This window comes from Tenacibaculum sp. Cn5-46 (assembly GCF_022347705.1).
GTDB classification, from domain to species: domain Bacteria; phylum Bacteroidota; class Bacteroidia; order Flavobacteriales; family Flavobacteriaceae; genus Polaribacter; species Polaribacter aiptasiae.
This window is the reverse complement of record NZ_JAKRGD010000006.1, coordinates 145,128-158,458: the sequence shown is the minus strand read 5'-3', so window position 1 is coordinate 158,458 and position 13,331 is coordinate 145,128. Positions and strand designations below refer to the sequence as shown.

The 13,331-nt window shown below is 28.5% G+C and carries 16 protein-coding genes; 6 read left to right on the top strand and 10 right to left on the bottom strand.

Features of this window, described 5'->3' with window-relative positions:
- Positions 1-64: 64 nt before the first annotated feature.
- The 6 genes from MHN29_RS13235 to MHN29_RS13210 form a co-directional block, all read right to left on the bottom strand.
- Positions 65-265: a hypothetical protein gene (locus tag MHN29_RS13235; RefSeq protein ID WP_235275036.1), complete on the bottom strand. Its 201-nt coding sequence runs from the start codon at positions 263-265 to the stop codon at positions 65-67.
- A gap of 554 nt (positions 266-819) precedes the next feature.
- Entirely contained in the window at positions 820-2,220 is a 1,401-nt protein-coding gene (locus tag MHN29_RS13230) for a serine hydrolase (RefSeq protein ID WP_235275035.1), read from the bottom strand.
- Positions 2,221-2,456: 236 nt separating this feature from the next.
- On the bottom strand, positions 2,457-4,013 hold the full coding sequence (locus MHN29_RS13225; RefSeq protein ID WP_235275034.1) for a hypothetical protein: 1,557 nt from the start codon (positions 4,011-4,013) through the stop codon (positions 2,457-2,459).
- Between the two features lie 91 nt (positions 4,014-4,104).
- Positions 4,105-4,815: a TauD/TfdA family dioxygenase gene (locus tag MHN29_RS13220; protein WP_235275033.1), complete on the bottom strand. Its 711-nt coding sequence runs from the start codon at positions 4,813-4,815 to the stop codon at positions 4,105-4,107.
- Positions 4,790-5,110 (bottom strand): hypothetical protein, encoded by a 321-nt coding sequence (locus MHN29_RS13215; RefSeq protein WP_235275032.1) that lies wholly within the window; start codon positions 5,108-5,110, stop codon positions 4,790-4,792. Before MHN29_RS13215 ends, MHN29_RS13220 begins: the two co-directional genes overlap by 26 nt.
- Positions 5,111-5,218: 108 nt before the next feature.
- Positions 5,219-6,310 (bottom strand): WG repeat-containing protein, encoded by a 1,092-nt coding sequence (locus tag MHN29_RS13210; RefSeq protein ID WP_235275031.1) that lies wholly within the window; start codon positions 6,308-6,310, stop codon positions 5,219-5,221.
- A 221-nt stretch (positions 6,311-6,531) separates the two neighbouring features.
- Between MHN29_RS13210 and MHN29_RS13205 the strand changes: the two genes are divergently transcribed.
- From MHN29_RS13205 to MHN29_RS13195, 3 genes are all read left to right on the top strand, one after another.
- A complete protein-coding gene (locus tag MHN29_RS13205) occupies positions 6,532-6,693 on the top strand; it encodes a hypothetical protein (protein ID WP_235275030.1) in 162 nt (53 codons plus the stop codon).
- A 238-nt stretch (positions 6,694-6,931) separates the two neighbouring features.
- Positions 6,932-7,720, top strand: coding sequence for a MipA/OmpV family protein (locus MHN29_RS13200; RefSeq protein WP_235275029.1), 789 nt, complete (start codon positions 6,932-6,934; stop codon positions 7,718-7,720).
- A gap of 430 nt (positions 7,721-8,150) precedes the next feature.
- Complete coding sequence (locus MHN29_RS13195; RefSeq protein ID WP_235275028.1) at positions 8,151-8,621, top strand: DUF6169 family protein; 471 nt, start codon at positions 8,151-8,153, stop codon at positions 8,619-8,621.
- Positions 8,622-8,726: 105 nt separating this feature from the next.
- On the opposite strand, the gene MHN29_RS13190 is transcribed toward MHN29_RS13195, so the two are convergent.
- Positions 8,727-9,296 carry a hypothetical protein gene (locus tag MHN29_RS13190; RefSeq protein ID WP_235275027.1) on the bottom strand — a complete coding sequence of 190 codons (570 nt, stop codon included), beginning with the start codon at positions 9,294-9,296 and terminating at the stop codon, positions 8,727-8,729.
- A gap of 44 nt (positions 9,297-9,340) precedes the next feature.
- A complete protein-coding gene (locus tag MHN29_RS13185) occupies positions 9,341-9,538 on the bottom strand; it encodes a hypothetical protein (RefSeq protein ID WP_235275026.1) in 198 nt (65 codons plus the stop codon).
- Positions 9,539-9,810: 272 nt separating this feature from the next.
- Between MHN29_RS13185 and MHN29_RS18300 the strand changes: the two genes are divergently transcribed.
- From MHN29_RS18300 to MHN29_RS13175, 3 genes are read left to right on the top strand one after another with little or no spacing between them, the layout of a single operon-like run.
- Positions 9,811-9,945, top strand: coding sequence for a hypothetical protein (locus MHN29_RS18300; RefSeq protein WP_255689428.1), 135 nt, complete (start codon positions 9,811-9,813; stop codon positions 9,943-9,945).
- A gap of 10 nt (positions 9,946-9,955) precedes the next feature.
- Complete coding sequence (locus tag MHN29_RS13180) at positions 9,956-10,183, top strand: hypothetical protein (RefSeq protein WP_235275025.1); 228 nt, start codon at positions 9,956-9,958, stop codon at positions 10,181-10,183.
- Complete coding sequence (locus MHN29_RS13175; RefSeq protein ID WP_235275024.1) at positions 10,170-10,424, top strand: hypothetical protein; 255 nt, start codon at positions 10,170-10,172, stop codon at positions 10,422-10,424. The genes MHN29_RS13180 and MHN29_RS13175 overlap by 14 nt, the downstream gene beginning before the upstream one ends.
- Before the next feature lie 483 nt (positions 10,425-10,907).
- On the opposite strand, the gene MHN29_RS13170 is transcribed toward MHN29_RS13175, so the two are convergent.
- Together MHN29_RS13170 and MHN29_RS13165 are read right to left on the bottom strand one after the other, a co-directional pair.
- The gene (locus MHN29_RS13170) at positions 10,908-11,873 is read right to left on the bottom strand and encodes a DUF4365 domain-containing protein (RefSeq protein ID WP_235275023.1); all 966 of its coding nucleotides are present in this window, start codon (positions 11,871-11,873) and stop codon (positions 10,908-10,910) included.
- A gap of 196 nt (positions 11,874-12,069) precedes the next feature.
- Entirely contained in the window at positions 12,070-13,299 is a 1,230-nt protein-coding gene (locus MHN29_RS13165; RefSeq protein WP_235275022.1) for an alpha/beta hydrolase-fold protein, read from the bottom strand.
- Positions 13,300-13,331 lie beyond the last annotated feature (32 nt).

Sequence of the window (13,331 nt, the reverse complement as noted above, 5' to 3'; positions counted from 1 at the left end):
AGAAAAACCTTAATTCGAAAGAATTAAGGTTTTTTGGTTTTAAGATTGTAAGTTTTTATTCAAATTAACATTCGTAAACTTCAATTTTTCTAATTGGAATAGGTATTAAGTGAACGTATGATACACCCCATACAGTTCTCATACATGTTTCTGGGTCAGTTTTTCTTCCATCATTTAAATCTTCATCATCTTGCTGGCCTCCTGTGATAGCATGTTGTGCCTGTTTATTTAGAATTTTTCCTAATTTTTCAAATTTGTTTTTCATAAAAATTTACTTTTTTTAACAAAACCTACTCTTTTTTTATAGGATTTTCGGTATCCTCCTTTTTAATTGTTGTTAGATTAGTTCAGCAGTGATTTGATGAGCTTTGAAGCTCTTGTGTTTAATTGTATATATTAAACTTATTTCATTGAACTATGTCTATTGTATATTTCAAACGATATGTGTCTCATTATATATAGGAAAGCTAGTATATGCTTAAAGACTCATTGACGTATGGGTTACTTTAGAAATTAATAAGCAGCTTTAAGAAGTTTTATTTATAACAATTTCCTTAAATGAAGAATTTATTTTTCTCATAGTATTATAATGTATAGCAGATTTCTTTACAATTTATGGTAAATTTTATTTCAAAACAAAATTCTTTTATTCAATTCTCAACTATTTAAAATAGTTTTTAAGTGTTTTGCTCCAAAATTAGTGTCGTGAGGTGTGAGAGTTTGAGTCTCTCCGCCCGTACTGATTTTCAAAGAAAAACCTTAATTCGAAAGAATTAAGGTTTTTGGGTTTTATATAGTTTAGCTAAAGAGTTCTGTTGCTTATTTTTCTTGAATGTTATTCATTTTTAGAATCATCTTTTCAGCATTAGTATTCTCTGGATTTAATTCTAAAGACTTCTTATAGTTTAATATGGCCAACGCATATTCTTTATTAATATAATACGCTTCTCCTAAGCTATCATATAAATTTGCATTAGTTGGAAACTCTGAAAGTGCTAGTTTGAATATTTTAATGCTTTGAGTCACTTTTTTTTGTGCAATTAAATCATATCCAAGGCTATTTAATTCGTTTGGGTTTTCAAAACTATATAAATCATAGTTTCTTTCTCTTAAAGCATGATAATATTTGATTCCTTCGTCAATATCTTCTGCACATTTTTTTCTTATTTCTCTGTAAATTGATTTTTTAGGTAAGCTAAAAGCTTTGTCTTTCATAATGTTATATACAGAATAAATTATTTCAAAGGATTGGTTTTTATTGTTGGACATTAAAATAACGTTGAGGTTATTTTTGAATTCACCAATAAAAGCAGCTTCAAATTGATAGTATTGACCTCCATGCATATGTAAACTAAACTCTTTGTCGGTTGAGCCTAAAACTGATTTCTGATTTTCAAAATACTGATTTTTAAGAAGTGACTTTAATGATTTCATAGAAATCAACTTGTTGCTGCGTAATGCAGTAACCCAAGTGTTTAAGTCGTCAGTTGATAACCATATCCAGCCTTTAGTAGGAGAAACTTCGTTTGTATTTTCCTTATGCACATTAAAACTCCTAGTTCTATTTGGATAATCATAATCAAGATCAAAAGCAGCACTTTTCATTTTTAAAGGAATAATAATATGTTCTTTTACAAACTCTTGAAAAGTTTTTTTGCTAACTTGTTCAATAATCTTTTTTTGAATAAAAATACTGTTGTTATTGTATAAAAAGTCTGTGCCTGGCTTGTACATTAAATTAGGTAAGGTTTGTAAATCTTCTAGAATATCATTTTCATTCTTTACGTTTTCGTAATCAATTTGAGGAATACCGCTAGTGTAGTTGAGTAAATGTTTAAGGGTAATTTTTTCAGACCAATTAGGGAGTCCTAAATCGAAATCAGAAAGTTTATCATCTAAGCTTAAAGTCCCTTTTTCAACCAACATCATAATAGATACCGCTACAAACTCCTTTGCAATAGAACCTGGGCTAAAAAGAGATTCTTTGGTTAGTTTATTTTGTCCTGAGGCATCGGTATATCCGAACGATTTTTGATACACTACGGAGTCGTTTTTAGTAACCAATACGTTTCCGTTAAAGATTCCTCTATCAAAGCTAAATTGCATTAAAGAATCTATTGTTTTACTGTATTTTAAAAAAGGTTGAGGTTTTTGTTTTTTAGGAGTACTACATCCTAATAAAACAAATACGAAAAGTATGAGTGTAGTAATTTTCTTCATAACATCTTGTTTTAACTAATTTATAGTCAAAAGACTAAGAGAGTCTTTAAATGTTACAGTTTTATAAATAGAGAGTAGGAGGTTTATTAACGTACTTGTGAAAGACTAGCAGGAATAGGGCGTAATTAATTAAAGTCAAACCTTATATGAGGATTAATTCTTTAAATCCTCAACATAAAAAAATCAACACCAAATAAGTGTTGATTTTTTCTAGTGATATTTAAAAGTAAATAAACTTACTTTTTGTCTTTCAATAATTTGTTGACTAACATTTCCAATCGTTCAATTTTCTTTTGTTGCTCGTCTATTTTAGAATTTTGAGTTTTTAGGTTTTCAATCTCTTCTTTTTGAGCATTTAATTTTTTTTCTTGTTCAATGGTATATAGAGTTAGCTCTTCTATTTTCTGTAATAGTTTGCTATCCATTTCCCCTAAAAAGAAACCATTCTTTTCTACTTCTTTAGCATCAGGTATGTTTTTTAAATGTCCTTTTTCTTTGATGTGGTTTTCAACTTCTTTTAAGGTTGGTAAGTTGTAATTCTTTTCAAAAACAAAGTCTGGCCATTTAGCATAAGTAGCTACTTTAACTTCAGTAGCTGCAATTCTTCCGTTTACACCTAATTTAAAACCTTGTGTGTTTTCAGTTCCAATACCTACGCTTTCTTGTTCACCACTTACATGTAGAATTCCTACTCTCTTACCGTTATAAATAGTGTAATCTCTAAACTGACTATCTCCTTTTTGATAGCCTAAGTAATTTACAGCTAACCTTGCTGGTCCGTTTGTATACCATTCTTCTAAAGAGTTATCTCTTAAAACAAGTCTACCCCAATTCGTTTTCAGTTCTCCTCCAACATCTAACTTAGTACTTGGACTTGAATTTCCAATTCCTACATTTCCAGCATTATCTATAACTAATCTATCTCCATTACCTTCATGTGTAAAATGCCATTTTCCATCATTTCCAGAGTACATACCAAACTGTTTGTCTGAAGCTAAATTATATAATTGCAATCCCGAACCCCAACCAGGACCAGAAGACTTTAATAATAAAGCTACATCATTTGTATTTCCTTTATTAATTTCTAAACCGGCAGAAGGATTTGTTGTACCAATCCCAACATTACCACCACTAGTTACTGTAAGTCTTTCTTTGTCTGATGTAGCTAAAACTAAATTTTGATTTTCAGTTGTCCATAAAAAAGCATATGAATTGTTTACACCTAATCTTAAACCATGGTTTTCATTTCCTCTAGTTATTTTTAAACCAATATTAGATGTTTGATCGGAGTTATGAAGGTTTAATAAATCTTGTGGACTTGTAGTTCCAATCCCAACATTACCACCACTAGTTACTGTAAGTCTTTCTTTGTCTGATGTAGCTAAAACTAAGTTTTGATTTTCAGTTGTCCATAAAAAGGCATGTGTATTGTTTACTCCTAATCTTAAACCATGATTTTCATTTCCTCTAGTTATTTTTAATCCAATATTAGATGTTTGATCGGGGTTATGAAGGTTTAATAAATCTTGTGGCGATGTTGTACCAATACCTAACCTTCCATGATAATCAAAAGCAAAATTCCCAGTGCCTGTTTTTAATAGAAGCCCATAATATCCTGCCAATTGCATTGCTGGATAAGTGGTGCTTGGAAATATTACATTACTCTGTCCTAATCCGTACCAAGGACTGTTATTAATTTTTTGATTTTCTTGTTTAATTGGGTATTCAGTAGTTTGTGCTTCACAAAATATGGTGCTGCATAGCATGGCTATTATAGCAATCTTATTTTTCATAACAATTTATTTTAAACGTTGAAAAGCAAAAGTACTAATTTAACTTACTGCAAAACTTAAAATAGTTATAAAAGAATAAGTATACAAAGCTTTAATTAACGTCGAATCTGATTCTTTTAACCAGCCTGTTTGAGTTTATATCAATTTCAGTTCGTCCGTGTAACATTAAGTCATTTCTAAATAAAACGAGTTCTCCTTTTTTTAGTTTTAATTCAAATGCGTTTTGTTTAAATAGGGAGTCTAACCTATTCAATTGCTCTTTTTCTGCATTTGTTGTTTTGGAAAATGATTCAATAGTAATTCTATCGTAACATAGCTTATATGTACTTGATTCCTTTGTTAAAATGCTTCTAGATTGATTTCTGAAATTCCACTTTTTATTTACAAGTTCTCGAACTTGTTTTTCAGATAATTGTTTCAATAAATCTTCTAAAAACATAAAGGTATTAGTTCCTTGTTTATGAGCAGCGGGTTCTACACATAGTAGCCCAATACAATTTGGAATTGAATCAAAATCAGCACAATCGGTGTGTAGTGGGAAAGATAAGTTGGAGTTAGCTATGGATCTAAAAAAAATATTTTGTTTGGCTATTTTTACATCATAAATATCTTTCCTGTCGTTATTTTTATTTTCAAAAATAGAAGTTCCAATACGATTAATAAACGACTGAAATTGTGAGTCAGATAAAGGGAAGTCTTCTAACAAAATTATTCTATCACCTCTTCTTAATTCCGAAATAATATCCTCGTATGCTAGGTTTTGATTGAATTTGTATCTAGTTAGCAAGTCCAACTTTTCCATCTATTAATATGCAAAGTTCATTGTTTGATCCTTTTTTAGGAAAATCACTAATCTTTTGTTCTAAATCCTCAACATAACTAAAGTCTCCAAAGTCTGAATCAAATTTAAAATAATATCTGCATGCTATTTTTTCAACCTTACCGTCCCATTCAAGTTCTGTATAAGTAGGGATTTTCGTTAGGTTGTGTACCTCAGTTAAAAGCTCACCAATAGATGAGTTTTCATCGATATCAACAGTTATAATTTCCGATTGTGGGTTGTCAAAATCTAGTTCTCTAAAAAGTTCAATGTTCATAGTGTATTTTATTTTTCCAGCTTCTTTGTGTATGGTTATACAATTTCCAAAAATACAGTTTTCCAAAAAATAATTATAAAGATATTTGTAGTTAAAGAGAGCTGTTTTTTAATGTGGTTTAGGAGGTTTTGACAATAATTTTAATATTTCAGATTCATTTACTCTAATTTTTTGTCCTCCTATAACAAATGAAAAATAAGAGCGGGTTAGCTTATATTCTCTCAATACTTTAAAATCAAGTTTAGGCTCTAGAATTAAATCTTTTGTTTGCATTATTTTAGATATAGAGTTAGCTAAAATACCTGGTTCATTTTGACGAGTAATTTCATTTTTTTCAGCATCTCTTCTTCTTAGCATAACAAAACCAAATTTTTTGTTTTTCTCCAAAAGATAAAAATCTAAATTATTATTTACAGTTATTTTATCATACTCACAGTTTAAAACTTTACTACAATCTGCATTAAATAAACCATACTTATCGTTTTGCTTTACTATAATTTTTTGGTTTTGATAGAAGCCATCATAATTACCAATTACTTTCTTTTTTAAAAAATCAGTACTGTTAACATTCACCCAAAGATTTTGGCTTTTTGTGTTTTTTATATCTTTTAAGTCAGGATCAAAAGGAATTATTATTTCATCGTATTTTATGGGAAGAACTGATTTTCCATTAGAATTAATGATTCCCAATTTCATTTTATTATTTTTCTTAATACCTACTAAAATCATTGGTTTCATTCCTTTAACAAGAAATGGTTTTCCAATGCTATCGTATTTCGCAGGTATGATATGATCAGTTAAAATAACTCCTAGCTTTTTTTTCTTTTTATAAACTACGTAGTTTAAGTATTTATTAATAGTTAATAAACTATTTGTTTTTTGGAAAGAGGTGAAATCTTCATTATAAGTTTTAATATCTCCTGTAGTTTTAATTATAATAGAAGAACTATCTACTTTTTTATTTGTTTTTAAATTTAATTGAACTCTTTTTAAATTTATATTAGAAGCTTCATGAGAGTACTCATAAATGTATAATCTCTTATAATCAGATATTTTAGAACTTAAATTTAAAGTTTTATAGTAAGAAGGAGTATATCCGTTATTTACTTCTTCCGGTTTGGTTATCTCTTTTACTTGAGAAAGAATATTTTGGAATTGAAAAAACAAGACCAGAAAAAATAATCTTTTTATCAAAATCATTTTTTAAAATTATTGCCAATTAATGATATAAAAACAAATATAGAGGTTATACCTAATTTATTTCTGGATAAACTTATTAGTTTTGAATATCTAAAAACTTGCACTATTTACAGTAGTTGTTAATTTTTGTTAAGTAAGGTAAACCCTTACTTTTATTACGGTTTTATTTGACTCACTGTTTTTATTTATCCATAAGTTTGAGAAATTTTAAAATTCAAATTATGTTAAAGAACATTTCAAACTTAGGAACAGCTTTAAACAAATCTGAGCAACAATCTATTAGTGGTGGATTTCAAGAGCCTTTAGATTGTAGTGCAACACCAGTATATTCTAATGGTTATTGTTATATCTGTGGTGTTGAATATCCTGCACATAAATGCTAAAACTATTCTTAAGCGAACTTCGGTTCGCTTTTCTTTTTCTTATACGCTTCGTACTACAGATTTAATTAATTGTGTTTTCTGTTTTTAATAAAAAATTCTCTGCTAGCTTTTTCCAAAAATATAATAACAAAGAACTTTATAGTTAAAGTAAGCTGATAGCTTCAATACTGAAATTAGTTTCAGAATTGAAAGTGTCAGAGCCAATAGTTTTGTTGCCTAATTATAACAATAACTATTTATGACGAGATTTTTTTTAATTTTTATTATTGGAATAAGCAGTCTTTATACCAATAACTTACAAGCTCAAAAGCAACAAAAACCCCCTGTTACTAAAAAAGTGTTTTATAGTTTAGGAGCAAGTGTAGCTTTGTTTCCTGAGTACGAAGGAGCGAAAGATTACCGTGTATTACCTTTTATAAGTTTTTCTGCTAACTGGATAAATGGTCGATATATAAGAGTGTACGGACTAAATGCAGAATACAATGTGTTGGCCAATAGAAAGTGGAATTTCGGTCCCATGATTGCCTCAAAAATAAACAGAAATAACTCCGTGTCTAATGCTAAAATAGCGCTGCTTCCCGAAATAGACTTTGCCATTGGAGCAGGTTTGTTTGCTAAGTACAACTTTAAAAAGGTAGATATTAAAGCAAGCTATACGCACGATATTACTGGAGCAAACGATGGTGGTTTGGCGAATGTAGAAGTAGGGTTTAACCATAGAAAAAAGAAGTTAATTTCAAGAGTTGCAATAAACAGCTCTTTTGCCACCTCAAACTATTTAAATACCTATTTTGGAGTATCTCAAACAAGCAGTTTAGCTGCTAACTTACCAAGTTATAAATTGGAGTCTGGTTTTAAAGACGTTGGAGTATCTTCAAATGTTTTCTATTTATTGAATAAAAAATGGATGTTAGGTATGGCATTTCGTTACAATGTATTTATTTCAGATGTTGTAGATAGCCCAATTATTCAAACAGGAGACAAGCACCAATTTGTTGTAGCAATATCTGCTTTATACAGATTCTAGGATAAACCTATGGATTAAAAGGCCTTTGAGTAGTATATTATTCAGAGGCTTTTTATAAATCTAAAGAAAAAATATACAAAATATTTTCTGTTTATTACCACTAGTCAGAGACCAGCAGGATAAGAATAATTAGGAAATCGGCTTCCTGAAGATTGGTCTAAAAATTATGATTACGAGATGCTTTAAAAATTAAATGTTTCTATTTTAATTATGCTAAATGCCTAAGTGTTATGTAACAAAATTGATTTTAATTCGTTTTTTTTAATATAAAATATTACTTTTGTAATAGAGAGAAAAGAAAGTTATGATAATAAGTACTACAATAAAGGCAAATAAAAACACTAAGAAAGTGTTAGAAAAGATGATGTCTGATAAACAGGAGCATAGAAGAAATATAATAGCATTAATTAAGAAGAAAGCTATATTATAAATGTATGATTATATAGAAAGTTTAGGGGCAGATAGCCCCTATTTTTATTTTAGAACATCAAATAATTTAACTTACTCTGTTTCTTTTCGTCCAATGCCAAATGAAAATTATCCTTTTCATAATTTATATGCATTTGATTTTACAGAAATCGATAATAAGAAATCTTCAAAAGATGATTTAATACCTAAGACAATATTAAAAATAGTTGATGAATTTCTTAAGAAAGATAGCTCTATTATTTTACATTATGTATGTGATAGTACAGACAACAAACAATTATTCAGAAGAAGACTTTTTAATAGGTGGTTTTTAAGTTGTAAAACTGTAGATTGGATAAAATATGATTATGATTTTGAAGAGGTTCCTTATTATATTTCTTTTATATACTCTACAAATGATTATGATACTGAACTTATTGAAAGAGAAGTTCTGCTAAGTTTAGATAGTTATGAAAGGATGAAAAGAGATTAACTAATCAATCATATTTTTTTTATATGCTTTAATACACGAACTTGGACATGAATTAATTTACTTAATAATGAAATAATTTTTGTGGCAATTAACTAAAATATTTATCTAAAAGTTTATTTCCTTTTCATAAATAGGGTAGCTTTTATCCCCGCTTCTATTGTCTTTAAAAAAATCTTCAAGCTTATACAAGTTCTTCAATTCATTATTTAAAAAGAACCTAAATGTTCCTTTAATATCTTGAAATTTATCAAAATGTTTAACTCCGAAATTAACATACTTTTTATTCTTAATTTCATCACTTAATAAATCATCAATATGTCCATCAACCTCATTATAAAGAAAGGCATTTAATTCTGTTAATTTACTAGAAGTAACATCATCTAACCATAATGATTTATTCATTACTTTAATAAGTTTCGATTTAAAAAGCCCATATAAATGTTCATTAAACATAAACCCATGAATAATAGTCCCTTTTTCAACATATACCAAATCAGACATAAAATTAACTAGCTCATAAAAATCTTCATAAGCATCAATTCTTTTATTTATTAATTTTTTATAGTAATCTTTCTTATAATTAGATTCATTTATTTTGTAATTAATAAAAGCTGTTAGTGCAGCTGAAAGAACAGAACTAGAAAGAACTGCAAGAATTAATTGTGTTTTTTCCATAACATTTTTCTTTTTCTAATTTTATTGAGTCTTGAAGATAAGACTTACCAAAGTATTGTAAAAGAACTTTTTCCTTTTTCAGTAATGTAAATATCATTTCTTAAAACATTTAAAAAATTGATTTCACCTTCTTCTTTTAAAGTTTCAAAAATAAAATCACATACATCAGTGCTTAAATTAAGGTTATCTTTAATTTCCAATTTACTAACAGTATTATTGTTAAAATCTTTTTTACTAAACAAAATTAAATTTCTAATACTTTATTTATATTTTGATTCATTTTAGAGTATAATTTGTAAACATTCCTAAATATTAAATACACGCAATTACGTATATTTTCAATTCAAATATAATCGTTTTAAAATGTATTATTTATCTCAAAATGTCAATAAACTTTAAGTTATGAAATTCTAAAAACCTAAGGTTTTACCTTACTTTTTTTATGGTTTTTCACTAAACTTTCTAATAACTATATTTTAATTTAGCTAGCTATCATTTAAAAAGACTTTTAACTATGAAATACGAATGTAATGTTTGTGAAGGTACTGGTTTAATACAATCTGAAGACGGAAGTAAAACAAAAGATTGTTATCAATGTCAAGGGTCAGGAAGTTATAATCATTACACAGATAGTCCACATATTGACTAATTTATAAAACATGACCAAAACTTTCAATCTCACAGAAGAACAATTTTTAATTATAACTCAAGCAATAAATGAATTTGAGTTAAGTGGTAAAGCAAACAATACTATGATTGCTCAAAATGTAAATCGTAAAAAGTTAATTAATGAAACGATTGTTCGTTTAACTATTACTACTCATGAAGATACCTTTCAAGATTTAGTTGATTATATTAATACTCATTTAAAAAATGGTAAACTATAATGATAAATTGCATAATGCTTTTAAAGCTAAGATATATTATACAGATGTTTATTTTGAAAATGTTTACGTGGAATACATAAGTCATGAATATTTTGGTGACAGTAAATTGTTAAAATCTGTAAAAGTTTTTATTATAAAAGACCTTGATGAGTATATAAAGACTGGAAAATCTGAAAAAAAAGAATTTACAATTACTCAACAAAAACATTTAAAGTCTTGGTATATTTTATTGCATAACTAATAAAAGTTTAGAAATAAAAAGAGTATAGTTTTCACGCTGAAGGTTTCGCAAAGTTTCAAAAGTACCAGCGAAGCTCGCTGATGGTCTCGCAGAGTTTCAAGAGTATCAACGAAGCTCGCTGATGGTCTCGCAGAGTTTCAAGAGTATCAACGAAGCCCGCTGAAGGTTTCGCAGAATTTCAAGAGTATCAGCGAAGCTCGCTGAAGGTTTCGTAGAGTTTCAAGAGCACCAGCGAAGCTCGCTGATAGTTCTGCAAAGTTTTTATTGTTAAACAAAAATCAAATAGGTTAAGACTGAATCTATTTTTAAATTAAAAGGATAATAATATTCAAGAAGTAAGTGATTTATTATTATTTGAAGGAAATAGAAAATCAAATTTCTGATGTTTATTATTAAGATTGTATTTAATTTAATATTGTGCTAGCTTATTTAAATAATGAGCTCAAAGAAGAGACTATAAATTTATATAATTAATTATTCTATTCAATTTTTTGTAGTTAAAAAATCATTTAAACGTAGAAAGTTAAAAGCTAATTCATTAAGATTTACTTCTAATTTAAAATAATATTCGCCAGTTATCTGGCAAGCCATTTCATAAATTGATTTTTCATCAGGAGAATCGACTCTTATTTTTAAATCATCAGCAAAATCTTTTATATAAGTAACGACATTATTTGAAAAAACTTTGTCAGAAAAAGGAGTTCCATTATAAAATAAATCTATCCATGGAATTACTTTTTTAATATTATCAGTTATGCTGCCATCACTTTTTAAGTGAAAAGAATAGAAGTTTTCAAAATTTGAATGGAAGAGTTTGTGAAATACTTTAGTTATAAAATCATCATCTTCGGGACTCATTAGAACTTCAACGTGGTAATCTTTTGTGTAATAATTTTCATATAATTGAACATAAAGAAAGTATTTCCTTGTTGTAGCAGCTTTCATAACTTCTACAGAACTTCTTAATAGCCATAATCGATAACCATATTCATTTTTAAAATATCCAATGTCTTCTAATTTTTTATAAAATTCAGTGGTTAAAAGATTTGACTTAGGAACAGGTAGTTTAAATGCCTTTTTAGTAAGTGTTATAGTATTCTGATTTATTTCTTGCCAATATGCAGAATTATTTGATTTATCATATAAGATTAAAATAACAGGAATAGAGTGGTTTGACCAGTAATTTAAATGCTTTTTATTGCCTCTATATATAAAATGATCATTTTTTTCTTCACTAAAAAAACTCTCCCCAGATTTTATTTGAAGACCTATTAAACGACCTGTAGGTATTATATTGTTTATTAATGGGTGATCTCTTTTAGTGATTTCTACAAAAGCATCAATACCAAAATCATTGACAGGTTGCTCACGAAAAATCCATTCAAAATCTTCTACAAAAATTTTAGCAACAGAAAATACACCTATTCTTTCTTCTTTATTGAAAGCCAATTTGTAAGTTTCTTTAAATTATATTTTAACTAATTTGTTGTGCATATATAAAAGTTGTAATTACACATCCTTTATATATTTTTTAAAAGTACTATTAAAAAAAATCATAGATATATGTAAAACCGTAATCAAAGTAAGGTTTTACCTTATTTATTAAAGTGAAGAAGTAGAGTAATAGAATAAAATGGAAAAGCTTTTAAATCCCCTCCAACTTCAATCTATAGGCTTCAATATTCTTGTCCTCGTTTTGTATAGCGGTTTCAAAAGCCCTTGTATAAAATACCTTGGCTTTCGCTTTGTTACCTTGTTGTAAATGGGCATCGCCCAAACTTCGTAACAGTATTGCCGATTTTTTAAACTTGCTGAGTCCAATGCTTAAAACTTCAATAGCCTTATTCGTTTTTTGATGTTGTAAATAAAACTGAGCATACCTGTTAAACCACAAATCCCTAGTTTTGGTTTGGTAGTAGTTGCCAAACTCTTTCATAAACAAAGCAAAAGCAGGGTAATTGTTTTCTTTCATGGCTTGCAATAACAAAAAGTGTTTGGTGCTTTTATGAATCTCTTTAGAGGTATTGTATTTATCACCTCTTTTGGCATAATGCACTTTAAGTTGAGCCAATCCACCATATTGGTTAAAATCGTTTAAAGAGTTAAAGCGTAGGTAAGGATAATCGCTAAAGTAAAGGTTTAAACCTTTATGCAGGGTTAAGGTTGGGGTAGAGTGATGGTTTTCGCTTGGTAAGGAATCGAATTTCCATGTGGTTTTAGGCAAAACAGTACTACTTAACAAGCTTTTAAACTGATTAACGGACTCCGTTGCCCAATGTTCAGAAGGGCTTAATGTAACATAGAAAAACTCAGTAGTATTGCCCTGTGTAACTAACTTTTTTCTCAAAGAGCTTAGTCTGGCTTTAGTTATATGGGTGGGGCTAGCTATAAAGAAAGCAGTAAATATATTTTCGGGTTGTGCTAGTAGTTCCAGCGCCAAACCTCCTGCCATTTCCCAGCCAAAGTAGAAACGTTTGGGAGCAGCATTGTAATTTTTTTCAACAAACGGAATCAATTCATCCGTTAAAAACTGTATAAACTTTTGAGCGTCTGGATATAACAATTTTCTCCGTTGTCTCTGTTGAGTATGTATGCCCACTACAATAAATGGAGGTGTTTTGTCTTGCCATTGTAAGGTGTTTTGGTACAGTACGCCATTTAAAAAATAACGTTGTCCGTCTACAATATACAGTACAGGATAAGCTGTTTTTTTATAATCAGCAGGCAGGTATATCGAAATTTCTCGGTCTTGGTTTAAAATCTTCGAAGAAATCACTTGTTTGTTGCCAACCACATTAGGAGTGGCCTCTTGGGCAGTTAGCGAATAAAAAACAGTTTGAAATAGTAGGAAACAAAGAACAATTTTAAGCTTCATCGATATATAGTTAAGTATGCAAGGCTTAACAA

Bases quoted from the DNA above. Each gene is read 5' to 3' on its own strand.
- MHN29_RS13175 (WP_235275024.1), top strand. From the start codon at position 10,170: ATGGTAAACTATAATGATAAATTGCATAATGCTTTTAAAGCTAAGATA.
- MHN29_RS13190 (WP_235275027.1), bottom strand. From the start codon at position 9,296: ATGGAAAAAACACAATTAATTCTTGCAGTTCTTTCTAGTTCTGTTCTT.
- MHN29_RS13200 (WP_235275029.1), top strand. From the start codon at position 6,932: ATGACGAGATTTTTTTTAATTTTTATTATTGGAATAAGCAGTCTTTAT.
- MHN29_RS13215 (WP_235275032.1), bottom strand. From the start codon at position 5,110: ATGAACATTGAACTTTTTAGAGAACTAGATTTTGACAACCCACAATCG.
- MHN29_RS13165 (WP_235275022.1), bottom strand. From the start codon at position 13,299: ATGAAGCTTAAAATTGTTCTTTGTTTCCTACTATTTCAAACTGTTTTT.
- MHN29_RS13225 (WP_235275034.1), bottom strand. From the start codon at position 4,013: ATGAAAAATAAGATTGCTATAATAGCCATGCTATGCAGCACCATATTT.
- MHN29_RS13210 (WP_235275031.1), bottom strand. From the start codon at position 6,310: ATGATTTTGATAAAAAGATTATTTTTTCTGGTCTTGTTTTTTCAATTC.
- MHN29_RS13195 (WP_235275028.1), top strand. From the start codon at position 8,151: ATGTATGATTATATAGAAAGTTTAGGGGCAGATAGCCCCTATTTTTAT.
- MHN29_RS13230 (WP_235275035.1), bottom strand. From the start codon at position 2,220: ATGAAGAAAATTACTACACTCATACTTTTCGTATTTGTTTTATTAGGA.
- MHN29_RS18300 (WP_255689428.1), top strand. From the start codon at position 9,811: ATGAAATACGAATGTAATGTTTGTGAAGGTACTGGTTTAATACAATCT.
- MHN29_RS13220 (WP_235275033.1), bottom strand. From the start codon at position 4,815: ATGGAAAAGTTGGACTTGCTAACTAGATACAAATTCAATCAAAACCTA.
- MHN29_RS13180 (WP_235275025.1), top strand. From the start codon at position 9,956: ATGACCAAAACTTTCAATCTCACAGAAGAACAATTTTTAATTATAACT.
- MHN29_RS13235 (WP_235275036.1), bottom strand. From the start codon at position 265: ATGAAAAACAAATTTGAAAAATTAGGAAAAATTCTAAATAAACAGGCA.
- MHN29_RS13205 (WP_235275030.1), top strand. From the start codon at position 6,532: ATGTTAAAGAACATTTCAAACTTAGGAACAGCTTTAAACAAATCTGAG.